Source organism: Dokdonella sp. GW821-FHT11D02 (assembly GCF_058808595.1).
This window is the reverse complement of the sequence record NZ_CM179520.1, coordinates 664677-680383: the sequence shown is the minus strand read 5'-3', so window position 1 is coordinate 680383 and position 15707 is coordinate 664677. Positions and strand designations below refer to the sequence as shown.

Here is a 15707-nt window from a genome sequence, read left to right as displayed (position 1 = left end):
TGGATAGTCGTTGCGCCGGCCGCGCTAGATCAGGCACGCGTCGACGAGGTGGTCGAACGCCTCGCCGCCGCGCATCGGATCGGCCACCGGTAGTCCCAATCGATCGCTTTCGCGCGCGAGCCAGGCGCGCGCGGCCGGCTCGTCGAGACTCGCCGTGTTCACGCTGACGCCGGCGCAGCGGATCGCCGCATTGGTGCGGCGGCCGAGCCGCAGATTCATTTCGATCGTCTCCACCAGGCTCGGCAGCGCGTAGTCCGGATAGCCCATCACCGTCGTGCGTTCGGCTTCGTGGCAGACCACGATCACGTCCGGCTGGCTGCCGTGCAGCAGGCCGAGCGAGACGCCGGCGTAGGCCGGATGGAACAGCGAGCCCTGCCCTTCGATCACGTCCCAATGCGCCGGTGCCGCATCCGGACTCAGCATCTCGGCCGCGCCGGCTTCGAAATCGGACACCACCGCGTCCATCGGCACGCCGCTGCCGGCGATCAGAATGCCGGTTTGTCCGGTGGCGCGGAAATCGGCGTCGACGCCGCGCTCGGCGAAGGCTTTGGCGATCGCCAGCGCGGTGTACTTCTTGCCGAGCGCGCAGTCGGTGCCGACCGTGAGCAGCCGCTTGCCGCTGCGTTTGCGTCCGCTCGCGATCGGAATCCGCGGCGGCGGCACGCGCACGTCGATCAGACGGCGTCCGTAGCGCTCGGCCGCTTGCGCGAGCTGCGGCACGTCGCCGAGACGATGGTGCATGCCGCTGACCAGATCGAGACCCGCCTCGAGCGCTTCGATCAGGTACGGCAGCCAACTCGCGCCGATCGCGCCGCCGACGTTGGCGACGCCGATCACCAAACCGCGCGCACCGCGCAAGCGCGCTTCCTTCGGTGTCAGCCGCGGCAGGCCGGTGCTGACCGTCGCCGCCGGTGTCGACCATTCGCCGACGCAGCGATCGCCGGCCCAGTCGCGCAGACCGAACGCGGTCTTGGCGTAGCCGGGCTCGGTGGTGTCGCCGAGAAACAGAAGATAGGGCGAAGGCAGCGGCTCGATCGAGGAGTCGCGCGATTGCGGCTTGGTCTGCATGCGGTCTGGTCCTTCAGAATTTGTAGTCGAAGCCGACGCCGATCACGCGCGGCTGCAGCGGAACCCCGCGCACCACGCCGATCACGCCGGTGGCCGCGCTGACCTGCGGGCTCAGCGAGACGTAGACGTTCTTGTTGGTCGCGTTCTTGACGAACACGCGCAAGGTCCAGTGCTCGTTGCTGAGGTCGGCGTTGAGATCGAGCGCCGCATAACTGTCGAGCGGCTGCGCGGTCGGATCGTGGGTGACGCTGGTGACGCGGCTGTCGACGTAACGCAGGCCGCCGCCGACGCGCGCGCTCCAGTTGTTGCGCAAGGGGAACAGGTAGTCGACCGTCAGCGAGCTGCTCCATTTGGGGATGTACGGCAGGCGGTCGCCGTCGAGACCGCCGATCGCGGGCACGTTTTCGGACAAGCTCGCATCGGTGTAGGCGAGGTTGAAGCCGAGACGCAGGCCGGTCACCGGTGCGTACACGATCGAACCTTCGAAGCCCTTGCTGTTCGCCTTGCCGCCGTTGACGAGATAGGTCGAGCCGTTCTGCACGGCGCCGACTTGGATCTTCTTCCAGTCGATGTCGTACACGGCGGCATCGAGGACGACGCGGCCGTCGGCGAGCATCGACTTGATGCCGACCTCGTAGTTGGTCAGCGTGGACGAACCGACGGTCGGCGGAATGCCGGGCAGCACGACGTTCGGGCCGCCCGGCTGATAACCGGTGGCGACGCGCGCATAGATCATCGTGTCGCGCCCGATGTACCAGCGCGGACCGAACGACCAGGTGCGCACGTTCTCGGCCGAGCTGCCCGGCGTCACCGTGGTCGGCAGGATCTGACCGGAGCTGATCTGGGTGAAATCCTGCTCGTTGCGCGCCCAGCGCAGACCGGCGGTGACATCGAAGCGTTCGTTGAACTTCCAGGTCACGTTGCCGAACAGCGCGTATTCGTCGTAGGTCGAGGGCAGCTGCGCCTGCGCCAGCGGATCGAGGCCGACCACCGGCGATCCGTCGGCGTTTTGCGCGCGCACGAACTGGTAGTTGCGGCTGTTCTCGCGCGTGTAGAAGGTGCCGACCAGCCATTCGAAACGGTCGTCGGATTTGGAGGCGAGGCGGAATTCCTGCGTCGTCTTGTACAGATTGAGCTTGAGCAGGAAATCCGAGCGGCCGCCGAACAGCTCGCCGTAGTTCGCCGTGGCATCGACGGAGGAGTCGTACTGCATGTAGGAGTAGCTCGTCGCCGAGACGAAGTCGGCGAAGCCGAGGTCCCAGTTCACCGTGCCGCTCAAGTAGTCGAGATCGCGCTTGTTTTTTTCGGGACCGTAATTGTCGTTGCGATGCTTTCCGTAGAGCGGGCGCAGGCTGAGCGGATCGAGCGCGACATTGGTGTCGCTGTCGGAATCGACCTTCTGCTTGAGCGCCGCCAGCATGACGTCGACGTCGTTGCTCGCCTTCCAGTGCAAGGCGACGCGCCCGGCGCTCTGCGAGTAGCCGTTCTGGTCCTTCTCGCCGGTGCGCACGTTGTCGATGTAGCCAGGCGTTTCCTGGCGCGCGACGCTCGCGCTCAGCGCGAGCCGTCCGGGCACCAGCGGCAGGCTGACGCTCGCGCGCCCGCCGACACCGAGGTCGCCGGCGCCGTCGAGGCTGAACGCGTCGGCGCCGATGCGCACCGAGCGCTGGTCGAGATCGGGCTGCTTGGTCACGTACTGGATCACGCCGCCGAGCGCGCCGGCGCCCCACAGCGTGCCTTGCGGGCCGCGGAATACTTGGAAGCTGTCGACGTCGTAGGGCAAGAGGTCGAGCACGTTGCCGGCGGCGCGGGCGTAGAACGAACTCGAACCGAGCGGCGTTTCGTCGATGTAGGTCGAGACGGTCGAGTTCGAACCGAGCGGCGAGATGCCGCGCACGACGACCGCGCCGACACCGGGCGTGCCGCCGCTGATCATCTGCAAGCCCGGCACGTAGTTGACGTAGTCGGACAGCTGGGTCGCGTGCATCTGTTCGAGCTGTTCGTTGCCGATCACGCTGATGGAGATCGGCACGCTCTGCACGTTCTCGCTGCGCTTCTGCGCGCTGACGATGATCGGCGCCAAGGTTTGCGAATCGTCTTCGGACGCCGGTGCAGGCGCTTCTTCCGCAGCGAAGGCGCACGTAGAGAGCAGCGCGATGGCGCCGGCCAGGCGCGTGCGCACGAAACGCATCGTGCTCGACATTATCGTTTCTCCTCGGACGCGGCCTGCGGCTTGGCCTCGGTCGCCGGCTCGACTTTCTTCGGCCGCGGCACCCAGCTCTCGCCGAGCAGGCGGCGGAAATTGCCGCCGAGCACGGCCTGCACGTGCTCTTCGCGGTAACCGCGGCGCAGCAGCGCGGCGGTCAGGTCGTAGATCTTCAGCGGATGGTCGAAACCGTCGGTGTCGATCTTTTCGCGGAAGGCGTAGCTGGCCTTGTAGGACGCCTTCAATTGCTTGTATTGGTCGGGCGGCATGTCGTCGTAGCCCATCAGATCGGCATCCGAGCCGATGCCGACGTGCTCGATGCCGACCAGCTTGGCGACGTGGTCGATGTGGTCGACGATGTGCTCGACCGTGGTCGGCTCCTTGCCGGTGACGAACATGCGCACGCCGGTGATACCCATCACGCCGCCTTTGGCGGCGAGCTTCTTGATCGCCTCGTCGGTCTTCAAGCGCGGGTGATCGACCAGCGCGCGGCAGTTGGAATGGGTGATCGCGATCGGTCGCGGCGACAGCTCGATCGCGTCGAGCGTGGTGCGGTCGCCGCAGTGCGAGACGTCGATCAGCATGCCGACCTCGTTCATCGCTTGGATGATCTCGACGCCGTAGTCGCTGACGCCGCCGTCGATGCGGTCGGTCGAGCCGCTGCCGATCAGGTTCTGCGTGTTGTAGGTGAGCTGCGCGCAACGCAGGCCGAGCTGGTGGAACCCCTTGACGTCCTTCGCTTCGCGGAACTGGTCCGCGTTCTGCAGCCCCATGATCACGGCGATCTTGCGCTGCCGTTTCGCCTTGTCCAGATCCTCCGCGGTGCCGACCAGACTGAACACGTCCGCATTGCGGCCGGCGAAGCCGCTCCATGCGGCAAGGAAAGTGAGCGCGTCGTCGTACGCGCTGGCGCCGCCGACGCCGATCGAGTTGTGGAAGCCGGTGATGCCGCTGCTGCGAAACATCTCGGCGTCCGCCGCGCTGAGCGGCTCGGCAAAGGCTTCGGGGCGGAAGTCGAGTTTCAGCGGCGCCAGCATGTCGATCACCAGCGAGCGCTCGACCAGTTCGGTCACCTTGTTCGGATAGCTCTTGCGTGTCGGCGCCGGCGCGGCGGCGGCGAAGCCCCAGCGCGGCAGCAGCGACGACGTGGCGGCGAGCCCGGCCGCCGCGAGCAGGCGGCGGCGGTCGATGCGGAAAGCCTGATGCGACATGCCCTATCCCCAAGCGATCAGTCTCTGTCGGGACAATGTAGTCCTATTTAGAAAACTGTCAACAATAATTTTCTAATCAGGACAAACATTGACGCAAAGCGCGTCGGGCGTATGCTGTTGCAGTGCAAAAACGCCGGCTTTGTCCTGATCGGAAAACTCCGCAGGGCTCGCCTCCCAGGAACGCAAGCAGGAAATCGCATGGACTCGACCGACCGCCACCCGACCCTGGGCAGCCTGTTGCGCTCGCTGCGCGCGCGCAATGCGTGGACGCTGAAGGAGATGAGCGAGCGCGTCGACATTCCGGTGTCGACCTTGTCGAAGGTCGAACACGACCGCCTGACCCTGACCTACGACAAGTTGCAGCAGCTCAGCCAACGCCTCGGCATGCGCATGTCGGACCTGTTCGTCGATCCCGACGCGACCGCCGAGGGCGGCGTGACTGCGCGGCGCAGCTTCGGCCGCATCGACGACGCGGTGCGCGTCAACACGCGCAACTACGACTACTACTACCTCTGCCCGGAACTGCGCCGCAAACGCATGATTCCGGCGATCACCCACATCCGCGCCAAGAACGTGCAGGAATTCGGCGAACTGGTGCGTCATCCGGGCGAGGAATACATCTACGTGCTCGAAGGCGCGATCAAGGTGCACACCGAGTTCTACGATCCGGTGGTGCTGCGCACGGGCGAATCGATCTACATCGACAGCAACATGGGCCATGCCTACCTCGCCGAGCAATGCGACGAAGCAGTCGTGCTCGCGGTGATGTCCAGCGCCGATGAGAGCTTGATGCAGTCGCTGCTGTCGCTGCACGGCGAAGAGGCGCAGGCGCCGGAAAAAGCTCGGCCAGCGGCCAAGACTGCGCGCAAATCGAAGCCGCGCTGAGCACTGTCGTCAAGATCGAACGCAAAGCTCCGCACGGTGCGGGCGGCCGTTTCGGTCTAGACTCTTCGCCTCCTCATCGGAGTCGCCATCTTGCCGCAACCGATCGTGCGCGCATTGGTTTTGTCGTTCTCCTTCCTCGCCGCGGCATTGCCGGCGGCGGCCGACACGCGCCTCGGTGAAAGCTGCGACCTCGCCGTGCTCGGCGCCGACGACACTTCGGAGTTCCTGCGCTTCGACGCGGCGTTGCGCGCAGCACTCGACCGATCCGACGCCGCGGCGCTGGCGAAACTGGTGCGGTTTCCGCTGCGAATCAACGACGGCGGCGGTCGTCACAGCTCGCTCGACGACGACGCAGCGCTGCGGCAGCGCTTCGATCAAGCGTTTCCCTCGGCGCTGCGCGCCGGCGTGCTCGCGCAGAAAACCGCGGAGCTATTCTGCAAAGCCGACGGCGTGATGTACGGCAACGGCGCGCTGTGGGCGAATCGGGTGGATGAAGCGGGGGCCGCAGAATTTCGCGTCGTCGCGGTGAACCTACCCGCCGATAGCGCAGCACAGGACGAACCTGCAGCGGCGAGAGTCGCACTCGCTTGCAGTACGGAGAAATTCCGCATCGTCATCGACGGCGACGAGAGTGCGCCGCGCTATCGCGCCTGGAACAAACCGCACGCGCCGCCCGACCCGCCAGCGATCGAACTGCGCGGGCGCGCCAGCAGCGAAGGCACCGGCGCCTGCTTCCATCGCCGCTGGAGTTTCCGCAACAGCAACGTCGAGTACGCGCTGGAGAAACCCGGCTGCAGCGAAGGCAGCGTGCCGGAAAAGTCTCAGGCGCGGCTCGACATCCGCATCGGCAATCGTCCGCCGCAACGTTCGTGGTGCTACTGAAATGACCCCAGCGATTTGGTACTTCGATTTCATCTCGCCGTTCGCGTATCTGCAGTGCGCGAAGGTGCGCGCGCTGGCCGAACGCATCGACATCGTGCCCAAGCCGATCGTGTTCGGCGCTGTCCTCAAGCATCACGGCCAGCTCGGCCCAGCCGAGATTCCGGGCAAGCGCCATTTCACCTATCGCTATGTGCAGTGGCGTGCCGAGCGCGACGGGTTGACGCTGCGCTTTCCGCCGGCGCATCCGTTCAATCCGCTGGCGGCCTTGCGCTTGTGCATCGCGGCCGGCAGCGACTGGCCGGCGGTGGCCGCGATCTTCGATCACCTCTGGCACGACGGCGGAAGCGCCGATGCGCTGAATGAGGTCGGCCGTCGCCTCGGCATCGACGACGTCGCCGCGGCGATCGCGCAAGACAGCGTGAAGCACACGTTGCGTACGAACACGCAGGAGGCGCTCGCACGCGGCGTGTTCGGCGTGCCGACGCTTGCGATCGGGGACGAGCTCTTCTGGGGCAACGACGCGACGCCGATGATCGAGGACTGGCTCGCCGATCCCGCGCGCTTCAGCGCCGGCGAATATGCGCGCATCGCGACATTGCCCGGCGTGCAGCGCGCGCGCTGACGCTAGGATTCGGTGAGGAATTCGCCGATCGGCTTGGGCGTATCGCCCTCGTGCATGCTGATCTGATTGCGTCCGCCTGATTTGGAGCGGTACAGCGCCGCGTCGGCGCGTTCGATCAGGTCGTTGGGCGTCAGCACGTCGTCGTCGACCGCGGCGACACCGATGCTGAGGGTCAGACCGATGCGGCGGCCGGAAACCAGGATCGGCATTTCTTCGACGCGCTTGCGGATGCGCTCGGCGACCATCTCGGCATTGGCCGCGCCGGCGCCAGTCAGCACGACCAGGAATTCCTCACCGCCGTAGCGGCCGAGCGCATCGCCCTGGCGCAGCTCGCTGGTGATCGGATCGACCAGGGCGCGCAGGCATTGGTCGCCGACGTGATGGCCGTAGGTGTCGTTGACCTGCTTGAAATGATCGAGGTCGAGGAAGAGCAGCGACAGCGGTTCGGTCGATTCGCGTGCTTGCAGGAAGGCCGCGCGCAGACGCGCCAGGATCGCGCGGCGGTTCAATACGCCGGTCAGCGCGTCGTGTTCGGCCAGCCGATGCGCGACGTCGCGCTCGTGACGAATCGACAGCGTGTGATCGGCGAGGCCGTAGGCGAGCACCAGGCTCGCGTAAGCGAACGCGGCGGGCAAGGCGAACTCGAGCCAGACCGGCAGCGGCCAATGCAGAAACAGCTGCAGCGCACGCAGGATCACGAACAACAGGCCCGGCACCCAAGCGCTCAGGAAAAAGCCGCCGCTGCGGCCGCCCTTCTGCCAGGCGATCAGGCCGACCGCGAGCAGCAGCGGCGCCAGCACGAGCAGCAAGCCGGCCAAGGCGAATTCGATCGCCCAGTCCGGCAGCAGCGGCACCACCGCGATTACCGCGAGGGTCGCCAGCGGCCAGCGCGCGAAGGCGAGCGCGCTGTCCAAGCCCGGCGCGACGCGCCGCAGTTCGAGGAACTGGCGTGAGAATTGGATCAGCAGAACCGTCGCGATCGCCATACTCAGCCAGGCCGCACGCCCGCCGAGTGGCGCCAGCCAGCGGAACGGCGCGTACTCGTAGCCGATGCCGAACAGGTACAGCTCGTACAGCACGATGAAGACGACGTGGCCGACGAAGTAGACGTACATGCGCTCGCGCAGCGCGAGGAAGAAGCACACCATCACCAGCACGGTGGCGATCTGGATCGAGGGAAACAGCACGTCCAGGCGCGCGCGCGCGAGGTCGCGCACGAGTGCGTCTAGCATCGGTGTGATTTCGATGCGGCGCGGCAGCGCCTTATCCGGCGCGATTTGCAGATAGATCGACGCGTTCGCCTTCAGGTCTTGCGACAGTTCGAACACCAAGGCGTGGCGCGTGAATCCTGCGTTCGCCTCGGCCCGGTAAATCGAATGCAGGGCCTCGGAGCGGTCGGGGGGGAGGTAGGCCGCGACGCGCAGGCCTTGCGGATCGAAGATCGACAAGACCGGCCGATCGGCGTCGGCCCAGTCTTCGACCAGGCGAATGCGATACCAGACGGAGCGGTCGCGCGAGGGGGTGATTGCCGCATACGGCTGCGCGACGAAGCGGTCGTCGTTCGCGCCGGCCGCGAGCGCCGCCGGATCGACGACGAGATCGCCCGGATCGAAGCGCTCGACCACGATCGCGCTGGCCTGCGCGCAGGCGACGCTCGTCAGCAGCAGGGCGAACGCGAGTGCCCTGAGCCAGACGATGATGCGGGTGTGCCGACGATCCACGGCGCGCTTTTCCCAGAATGGATTGCCGAGCCTGCAGCGCGGTTGACGAGCAAGCAGTGGCAACACGCGCGGATGATGCCACCACGGGGCTTAAGGCCCCGTCGGTAGGCCGTCAGCCGAAACGCTTCTTCACACAGTTCACCACTTCTCACCTGCCGGACTGCTTGCCGCCCCCTCAATCGACATGGGCGTCGATCAGTGCGCGGGCGGCTTTCACGATCGCCGCGATCGGACCGGTGTTGTTGGGGAAGGTCAGGCGCGTGTAGTAACCGCCTTCGCGCAGCAACATCAAGGCATCGCCGAGCACTTCCGGCTCGCGTGCGCCCATCTCGCGCGCCAGCTTGCGCAGGCGGCGGCGAATTTCCGTTTTATAAGTGTGTACGATGTCGCCGAGCCGTTCGTTGTTCTCGGGGATCTCGACGGCGGCGTTGCCGAGCGCACAGCCGCGGCTGGTCTTGCAGCCTTCGACCGCCTTCGCGCGCAGCAGGGCGAGGTCGATGTCGGAGGCGACCAGCGCCTCGACCTGGCGGCGCGGATCGCCCGCGTACGGCGCGATCGTCTCGTCCCAGCGCGCCCAGTATTCGCGCTCCTGATCGGTCAGGTATTCCGCGACCAGGTCGTCTTTGGACGGGAAGCTGCGATAGAAGCTCATCTTGTTCGTACCGGCCTCGTTCGCGATCGCGTCGACGCCGACCGCGCGGATGCCGTGCCGGTAGAACAGGTCGCAGGCCGCGTCGAGGATGCGGTCGCGCACGCGCGGCTTGTCGGCGTGTGCGGCGCTGTCGGCGACGGCGGTTTTTGCGTTCATGACACCACTCCTTCATAGATTGTTGAAAAAAGGCAGTCCAGCCCCTTCTCAAAGACGCGCGGCGGCGGCTGAGCCGCTGGACCGCGCCGAACGGAGCCGCGATGACAATCGCTGTTCCGCGCGCGCACCGTCCTTGGATCGCGCTGACAGGCGGGTTCGGCTCCGCCGCTGCTGCCGTGATACCGGCCTGCAGCCACCTTATCAAACAACGGCTGCGCGCTCAGACCGCAGGCCGTCACCGGAATTCCGAACCGCTTGACATGTGAGTTACCAGTCAGTAACGTTCGCACATGTTACTGACCGGTAACTCACTGCGCAAGAGCATTGCGGCATTCCAGCCCCCGGTCAAGCCGCGATGCAACAGGGTCCGCCCGGCGCATCGCGGTCGCAGCAAGTTTCGATCCGGTTCGCATCAGCCCAAGGACAGAACCATGAATACCATCCGTCTCGCCGTCATTCCGCTGCTCGCCGCGCTCGTTTTGGCGGGTTGCGCCCGCTCGCAAGCGAACAATGCGCCGGCAGCGCCGCCGGCGCCCGAGGTCAGTGTGGCCACGGTCATCAGCCAGCCGCTGCGCGACTGGGAGGAATTCAGCGGGCGCCTCGAAGCGGTCGACAGCGTCGAAATCCGGCCGCGCGTGAGCGGCTTCATCGACTCGGTCCATTTCGCCGAAGGCGCGCGCGTGAAGAAGGGCGATCTGTTGTTCCGCATCGATCCGCGCCCGTTCCGTGCCGAGGTCAATCGCCTCGCCGCCGAACTCAAGCGCTCGCGCTCGCAGCAGCAGCTGGCCGCGTCCAACCACGATCGCGGCAAGCGTCTGCTCGGCCAGCACTGGATCTCGCAGCAGGATTTCGACCAGCTGGCCACGGCCGACGCGACCGGCGCCGATACCGCCGGCGCGGCGGAAGCCGCGCTCGATGCGGCCAAGCTGAACCTCGAGTTCACCGAGGTGCGCGCGCCGATCGAAGGCCGTGTCTCGCGCGCGCTGATCACCGCCGGCAACCTCGTCTCCAATGCGAACGTGCTGACCACGGTGGTTTCGGACAACCCGGTCTACGCCTACTTCGACGCCGACGAGCACACCTATCTGAAGTTCGCGCACAAGGGCGGCCTCGGCAGTGACGGTCGCCGCGGCGACAGCCCGGTGTTCATGGGGCTGGTCGACGAGCAAGGCTATCCGCACGAAGGGCGGTTGAACTTTCTGGACAACGTGGTCGACGCCAAGAGCGGCACGATCCGCGGCCGCGCCGTGTTCGACAACCCGGACGGCCGCTTCACGCCGGGCTTGTTCGCACGCGTCAAGCTGGTCAGCGGCGACAGCCGCGAGACCGTGCTGATCGACGACCGCGCGGTCGGCACCGACCTCGGCAAGAAGTACGTACTGGCCTTGAAGTCCGACAACACGCTGGAACGCCGATTCGTCGAACTCGGCGCTCCGCTCGAAGGCCTGCGCGTGGTCAAGCAGGGACTCGCCGCCGGCGACGTGATCGTCGTCAACGGCCTGCAACACGTACGTCCCGGCAGCGCGGTGAAGCCGACGCATGTGGAAATGACCGCCAACACGGCAGCGCTCGGCCAGGTGACGCCGTCCAATCGCACTGCGTCGACCGCGAGCGGCAATTCGCGCACCGGCCTGAACTGAGCCCTGGCGCGGCGTACTCCCCGCAGGAGAACGCCGCGCAACGGCGGCGGACGAGGGATGGCCTTCGCCCGCTGCCGCGACATCGAAATACCGAGCGAACTCCCCTCATCCGCCTTCTCCCCAATGAGAAGGTAAAGAAGAAGAAACTCCCATGAACCTTTCCCAATTCTTCGTCTCGCGCCCGGTCTTCGCCGGCGTGCTGTCGGCGCTGATCCTGATCGCGGGCCTGGTTTCGATTCCGCATCTGCCGATCTCCGAATACCCCGAAGTGGTGCCGCCGACCGTGGTCGTGCGCACGACCTATCCGGGCGCCAATCCGAAGGTCATCGCCGACACCGTCGCAGGTCCGCTCGAACAGGCGATCACCGGCGTCGAGGACATGCTCTATCAATTCTCGCAGGCGACCGCCGACGGCGTGATGACCTTGACCGTCACCTTCAAGCTCGGCACCGACGTCGACAAGGCGCAGCAGCTGGTGCAGAACCGCGTCGCCCAAGCCACGCCCAAGCTGCCGCAGGACGTGCAGCGCATCGGCGTGACCGTGAACAAGTCCACGCCCGACATCACGATGGGCGTGTTCCTGATCTCGCCGGACGGACGCTACGACCTCAACTACCTCGCCAACTACCTCGTTCTCAACATCAAAGACGAGCTGGCCAAGATCGACGGCGTCGGCGACGTGCAGCAGTTCGGCGGCGGCAACTATTCGATGCGCGTGTGGCTCGACCCGGAGAAGGTCGCCGCGCGCGGCCTGACCGCAGGCGACATCGCCGCCGCCATCCGCGAACAGAACGTGCAGGTCGCCGCCGGCCAGCTCGGCTCGCCGGCGACGCCGTCCGTCTCCGACGGTTCGGCCCGGCCGAATTTCCAGGTCGCGGTCAGCACCAAAGGCCGTCTGGTCGACGAAGAAGATTTCGCCAACATCATCGTGCGCACCGGCGACAACGGCCAGATCACGCGGCTGAAGGACGTCGCCCGCGTCGAACTCGGTTCCGACAACTACGCGCTGCGCGCGATGCTCAACAACCAGACCGCGGTCGGCGTCGGCATCTTCCAGCGCCCCGGCAGCAACGCGATCGCGATCTCCGACGCGGTGCGCGCGAAGATGGCGGAGCTGAAGAAATCCTTCCCCGAAGGCATCGACTACGACCCCGCCTACGATCCGACCGTGTTCGTGCGCGGCTCGATCGAAGCGGTGCTGCACACCCTGCTCGAAGCGATCCTGCTCGTGGTCATCGTGGTGATCGTGTTCTTGCAGACCTGGCGCGCGTCGATCATTCCGCTGCTCGCGGTGCCGGTGTCCCTGATCGGCACGCTCGGCGTGATGCATCTGCTCGGCTTCGGCCTCAACACGCTGTCTCTGTTCGGCCTGGTGCTCGCGATCGGTATCGTCGTCGACGACGCGATCGTCGTGGTCGAGAACGTCGAACGCAACATCAGCGAAGGCCTCGCCCCGTTCGACGCCACCGTGCAGGCGATGAAGGAAGTGACCGGCCCGATCATCGCGACCGCGCTGGTGCTGTGTGCGGTGTTCCTGCCGACCGCCTTCATCAGCGGCCTGTCGGGCGAGTTCTACAAGCAGTTCGCGATCACGATCGCGATATCGACCGTGATTTCCGCGTTCAACTCGCTGACCTTGTCGCCGGCGCTGTCGGCACTGCTGCTGAAAGCGCACGACGCGCCGCCGGACCGCTTCACGCGCTTCCTCAACGCGGCACTCGGCTGGTTCTTCCGCCCGTTCAATCGCTTCTTCACGCGCGCTTCGAACGGCTACGTGGGTACGGTCAGCCGCATCCTGGGACGCAGCTCGATCGCGATCTTCATCTACGCCGGACTGATCGCGGTCACCGCGTTCGCATTCGTGCGCACGCCGAGCGGCTTCGTGCCGGCGCAGGACAAGCAGTACCTGGTCGGCTTCGCCCAGCTGCCCGAAGCGGCGACGCTGGACCGCACCAGCGAAGTGATCCGCCGCATGGGCGCGATCGCGCTAAAGACGCCGGGCGTCGAGTCGGTGCCGGCGTTCCCGGGACTGTCGATCAACGGCTTCACCAACGCGCCGAACATGGGCATCGCGTTCACGCCGCTGAAGCCGTTCGAAGAGCGCCGCGATGCGTCCAAGTCGGCGATGTCGATCACGCAGTCCTTGAATGCCGAATTCGCCAAGATCCAAGACGCGTTCATCGCGATCTTCCCGCCGCCGCCCGTGCAGGGCCTCGGTGTGGTCGGCGGCTTCAAGTTGCAGCTCGAGGATCGCGCGAACCGCGGTTCGGACGAGCTGTACAAGGTCTTGCAGAACGTGATCGCAGCGGGATCGAAGCGGCCCGAGCTGGCTGGCCTGTTCTCCGGCTTCCAGGTCAACGTGCCGCAGATCGAGGTCGACGTCGACCGTGAGAAGGCGAAGTCCGCCGGCGTGCCGCTGCAGAACATCTACGACACCATGCAGATGTACTTGGGCTCGCTCTACGTCAACGACTTCAACCGCTTCGGCCGCACCTATCAGGTCAACGCGCAGGCCGAGCCGGGTTTCCGCCTCAGCGCCGACGACATCGGCCGACTGAAGACGCGCAACGCACGCGGCGACATGATCCCGCTGGCGAGCTTCGTCACCGCGCGCGAAACCTCCGGCCCCGATCGCGTGCCGCACTACAACGGCTTTCTCGCCGCCGAACTCAACGGCGGCGCCGCACCCGGCTACTCGTCGGGCCAGGCGCAGACGGCGATCGAGGAAGTGCTGGCGCAGGAACTGCCGAACGGCTTCGCCTACGAATGGACCGATCTGACGTACCAGCAGATCCTCGCCGGCAACACCATGATCGTGATCTTCCCGCTGGTCGTGCTGCTGGTGTTTCTGGTCTTGGCCGCGCAGTACGAGAGCGTGTCGCTGCCGCTGGTGGTGATCCTGATCGTGCCGATGACCCTGCTCTGCGCGATTCTCGGCGTGCAGCTCACCGGCGGCGACAACAACATCTTCACCCAGATCGGTTTGATCGTCTTGATAGGACTCGCCTGCAAGAACGCGATCCTGATCGTCGAGTTCGCCAAGGATCGCGAGGCGCAGGGCGAATCGGTCTGGCAGGCCTTGCTCGACGCGTGCCGCTTGCGTCTGCGTCCGATCCTGATGACCTCGCTCGCGTTCGTGATGGGTGTGGTGCCGCTCGCGCTGGCCACCGGCGCCGGCGCCGAGATGCGCCGCGCGATGGGCGTGGCGGTGTTCTCCGGCATGCTCGGGGTGACGTTCTTCGGCTTGCTGCTGACGCCGGTGTTCTATCTCTTGGTGCGCAACCGCCGCGGCCGGCGCGCCGCCGCAGCGGCGGCGGCACTGGAACCGGCGACTAGCCACTAAGCCCCGGCCATTCTTCCGTCATCGAGATCTGCGCATGTCCGATACTCTCGCGATTCCGTGCAACGACGATTGCCGCCCAGTGCAGCGCTGGGCGGCGGTGATCGCCATGAGCGTCACCGCGTTCATTCTGGTCACCAGCGAATTCCTGCCGGTCGGCATTCTCAACGTGTTGTCGGCCGACTTGGGCATCAGCGCCGGCACCGCCGGCGCCACCATCGTGCTGCCCGGCATCTCCGCCGCGCTGGCGGCGATCCTGGCGCCGTATCTCGGGCGCGGTGCCGATCGCCGCGATCTGATTCTGCTGACCGTGCTGGCCAGCGTGCTCGGCAATCTGATTTCCGCGGTGGCGCCGAACTACGCCTGGTTGCTGGCCGGACGCGTGTTCCAGGGCATCGCGGTCGGCGGCTTCTGGTCGATCGCGCTGGCGGTGGTGCCGCGCGTCGCACCGCAAGGCATCCACATCGCGAAAGTGATGTCGGTCTACATGCTCGGCGTCACCGGCGCGACCGTGCTCGGCGTGCCGCTCGCGACCTGGCTGACCGGTGCGATCGGCTGGCGCGCTGCGTTCGCGCTGATCAGCCTCGTCTGCGTCGTGGCGATGCTGGCCTTGCTGCGCTTCATGCCGCGCGTGCCGGCGCTCGACCGCTTCCGTTTGCGCGACATGGGTCTGCTGCTGTCTTCGATGCCGCCGCGGGTCGGGTTCGTCGCCATCCTGCTGGTCGGCACCGGGCACTTCCTGTCCTACGCCTATCTGGCGCCGTTCCTGCAGCAGGCGGCGCATTTCGGCGTCGACCTGATCGCCACGACTTTGCTCATCTTCGGCATCGGCGGCGTCGTCGGTACGTGGATCGGCGGACATCTCGGCAGCAAGGACGTGCGCTACGGATTTCTGGCCACGGCGATCGCCCTCATGCTCAGCATCGGTCTCTTGACGATGTTCGCCGCCTCGACGATCGCGATCGTTGCGCTGGTCAGTCTCTGGGGCATTGCTTGGGGTTGTTTTCCGATGCTCGCCAACACCTGGATGTTCGTGACCGCGCCGGACAAGGCCGAGCGCGGCATCTCGGCCTTGGTGGTCGCCTTCCAGGTCATGATCGGCGGTAGCGCTCTGCTCGGCGGTTGGCTGGTCGACCATCGCGGCATCGATCCCGTGCTGATGCTCAGCGCGGGCGCGGCCTTCCTCGGCGCTTTGTTGGTGCTGGCCTACGCGAGCCGAATTCCGCTGCATTCCGGTGTCGCCAACGCAGCGACGCACTCGTGATCTGAGCTGCGACATCGCTACCGGCGCCGGCGCGGCGCGAACGCAGCCGGCACGTTGAAG

The 15707-nt window shown here is 66.2% G+C and carries 11 protein-coding genes; 6 read left to right on the top strand and 5 right to left on the bottom strand.

All coding sequences use genetic code 11. The features are described from left to right. Positions 1–24: 24 nt before the first annotated feature. Genes AC3QL3_RS02780 through AC3QL3_RS02770 form a run of 3 tightly spaced genes read right to left on the bottom strand, consistent with a single transcriptional unit; the run spans position 25 to position 4485 of the window. On the bottom strand, positions 25–1068 hold the full coding sequence (locus AC3QL3_RS02780) for an N-acetyltransferase DgcN family protein (protein ID WP_492896755.1): 1044 nt from the start codon (positions 1066–1068) through the stop codon (positions 25–27). Positions 1069–1081: 13 nt separating this feature from the next. Then, entirely contained in the window at positions 1082–3271 is a 2190-nt protein-coding gene (locus AC3QL3_RS02775; RefSeq protein ID WP_492896754.1) for a TonB-dependent receptor, read from the bottom strand. Next, positions 3271–4485 (bottom strand): dipeptidase, encoded by a 1215-nt coding sequence (locus tag AC3QL3_RS02770; protein ID WP_492896753.1) that lies wholly within the window; start codon positions 4483–4485, stop codon positions 3271–3273. Before AC3QL3_RS02770 ends, AC3QL3_RS02775 begins: the two co-directional genes overlap by 1 nt. 198 nt (positions 4486–4683) lie before the next feature. Here AC3QL3_RS02770 and AC3QL3_RS02765 point away from each other — a divergent pair, with 198 nt between their 5' ends. The 3 genes from AC3QL3_RS02765 (at position 4684) to AC3QL3_RS02755 (ending at position 6874) form a co-directional block, all read left to right on the top strand. Continuing rightward, positions 4684–5370 carry a helix-turn-helix domain-containing protein gene (locus AC3QL3_RS02765; RefSeq protein WP_492896751.1) on the top strand — a complete coding sequence of 229 codons (687 nt, stop codon included), beginning with the start codon at positions 4684–4686 and terminating at the stop codon, positions 5368–5370. A gap of 90 nt (positions 5371–5460) precedes the next feature. After that, positions 5461–6252: a hypothetical protein gene (locus AC3QL3_RS02760; protein WP_492896749.1), complete on the top strand. Its 792-nt coding sequence runs from the start codon at positions 5461–5463 to the stop codon at positions 6250–6252. A 1-nt stretch (position 6253) separates the two neighbouring features. Further along, positions 6254–6874, top strand: a complete 621-nt coding sequence (locus tag AC3QL3_RS02755) for a 2-hydroxychromene-2-carboxylate isomerase (RefSeq protein ID WP_492896748.1) — start codon at positions 6254–6256, stop codon at positions 6872–6874. A 2-nt stretch (positions 6875–6876) separates the two neighbouring features. Here the strand turns inward: AC3QL3_RS02755 and AC3QL3_RS02750 are convergent, their stop codons facing one another. Both AC3QL3_RS02750 and AC3QL3_RS02745 read right to left on the bottom strand, forming a co-directional pair. Further along, the gene (locus tag AC3QL3_RS02750; protein WP_492896747.1) at positions 6877–8595 is read right to left on the bottom strand and encodes a sensor domain-containing diguanylate cyclase; all 1719 of its coding nucleotides are present in this window, start codon (positions 8593–8595) and stop codon (positions 6877–6879) included. 175 nt (positions 8596–8770) lie between these two features. After that, the gene (locus AC3QL3_RS02745) at positions 8771–9403 is read right to left on the bottom strand and encodes a TetR/AcrR family transcriptional regulator (RefSeq protein WP_492896746.1); all 633 of its coding nucleotides are present in this window, start codon (positions 9401–9403) and stop codon (positions 8771–8773) included. Between the two features lie 431 nt (positions 9404–9834). Between AC3QL3_RS02745 and AC3QL3_RS02740 the strand changes: the two genes are divergently transcribed. The 3 genes from AC3QL3_RS02740 to AC3QL3_RS02730 all read left to right on the top strand — a co-directional run bounded on the left by AC3QL3_RS02740 (position 9835) and on the right by AC3QL3_RS02730 (position 15647). Next, the gene (locus AC3QL3_RS02740; RefSeq protein ID WP_492896745.1) at positions 9835–11043 is read left to right on the top strand and encodes an efflux RND transporter periplasmic adaptor subunit; all 1209 of its coding nucleotides are present in this window, start codon (positions 9835–9837) and stop codon (positions 11041–11043) included. A gap of 151 nt (positions 11044–11194) precedes the next feature. After that, positions 11195–14386, top strand: coding sequence for an efflux RND transporter permease subunit (locus AC3QL3_RS02735; protein ID WP_492896744.1), 3192 nt, complete (start codon positions 11195–11197; stop codon positions 14384–14386). 34 nt (positions 14387–14420) lie between these two features. Next, entirely contained in the window at positions 14421–15647 is a 1227-nt protein-coding gene (locus tag AC3QL3_RS02730) for an MFS transporter (protein WP_492896743.1), read from the top strand. Positions 15648–15707: the final 60 nt, after the last annotated feature.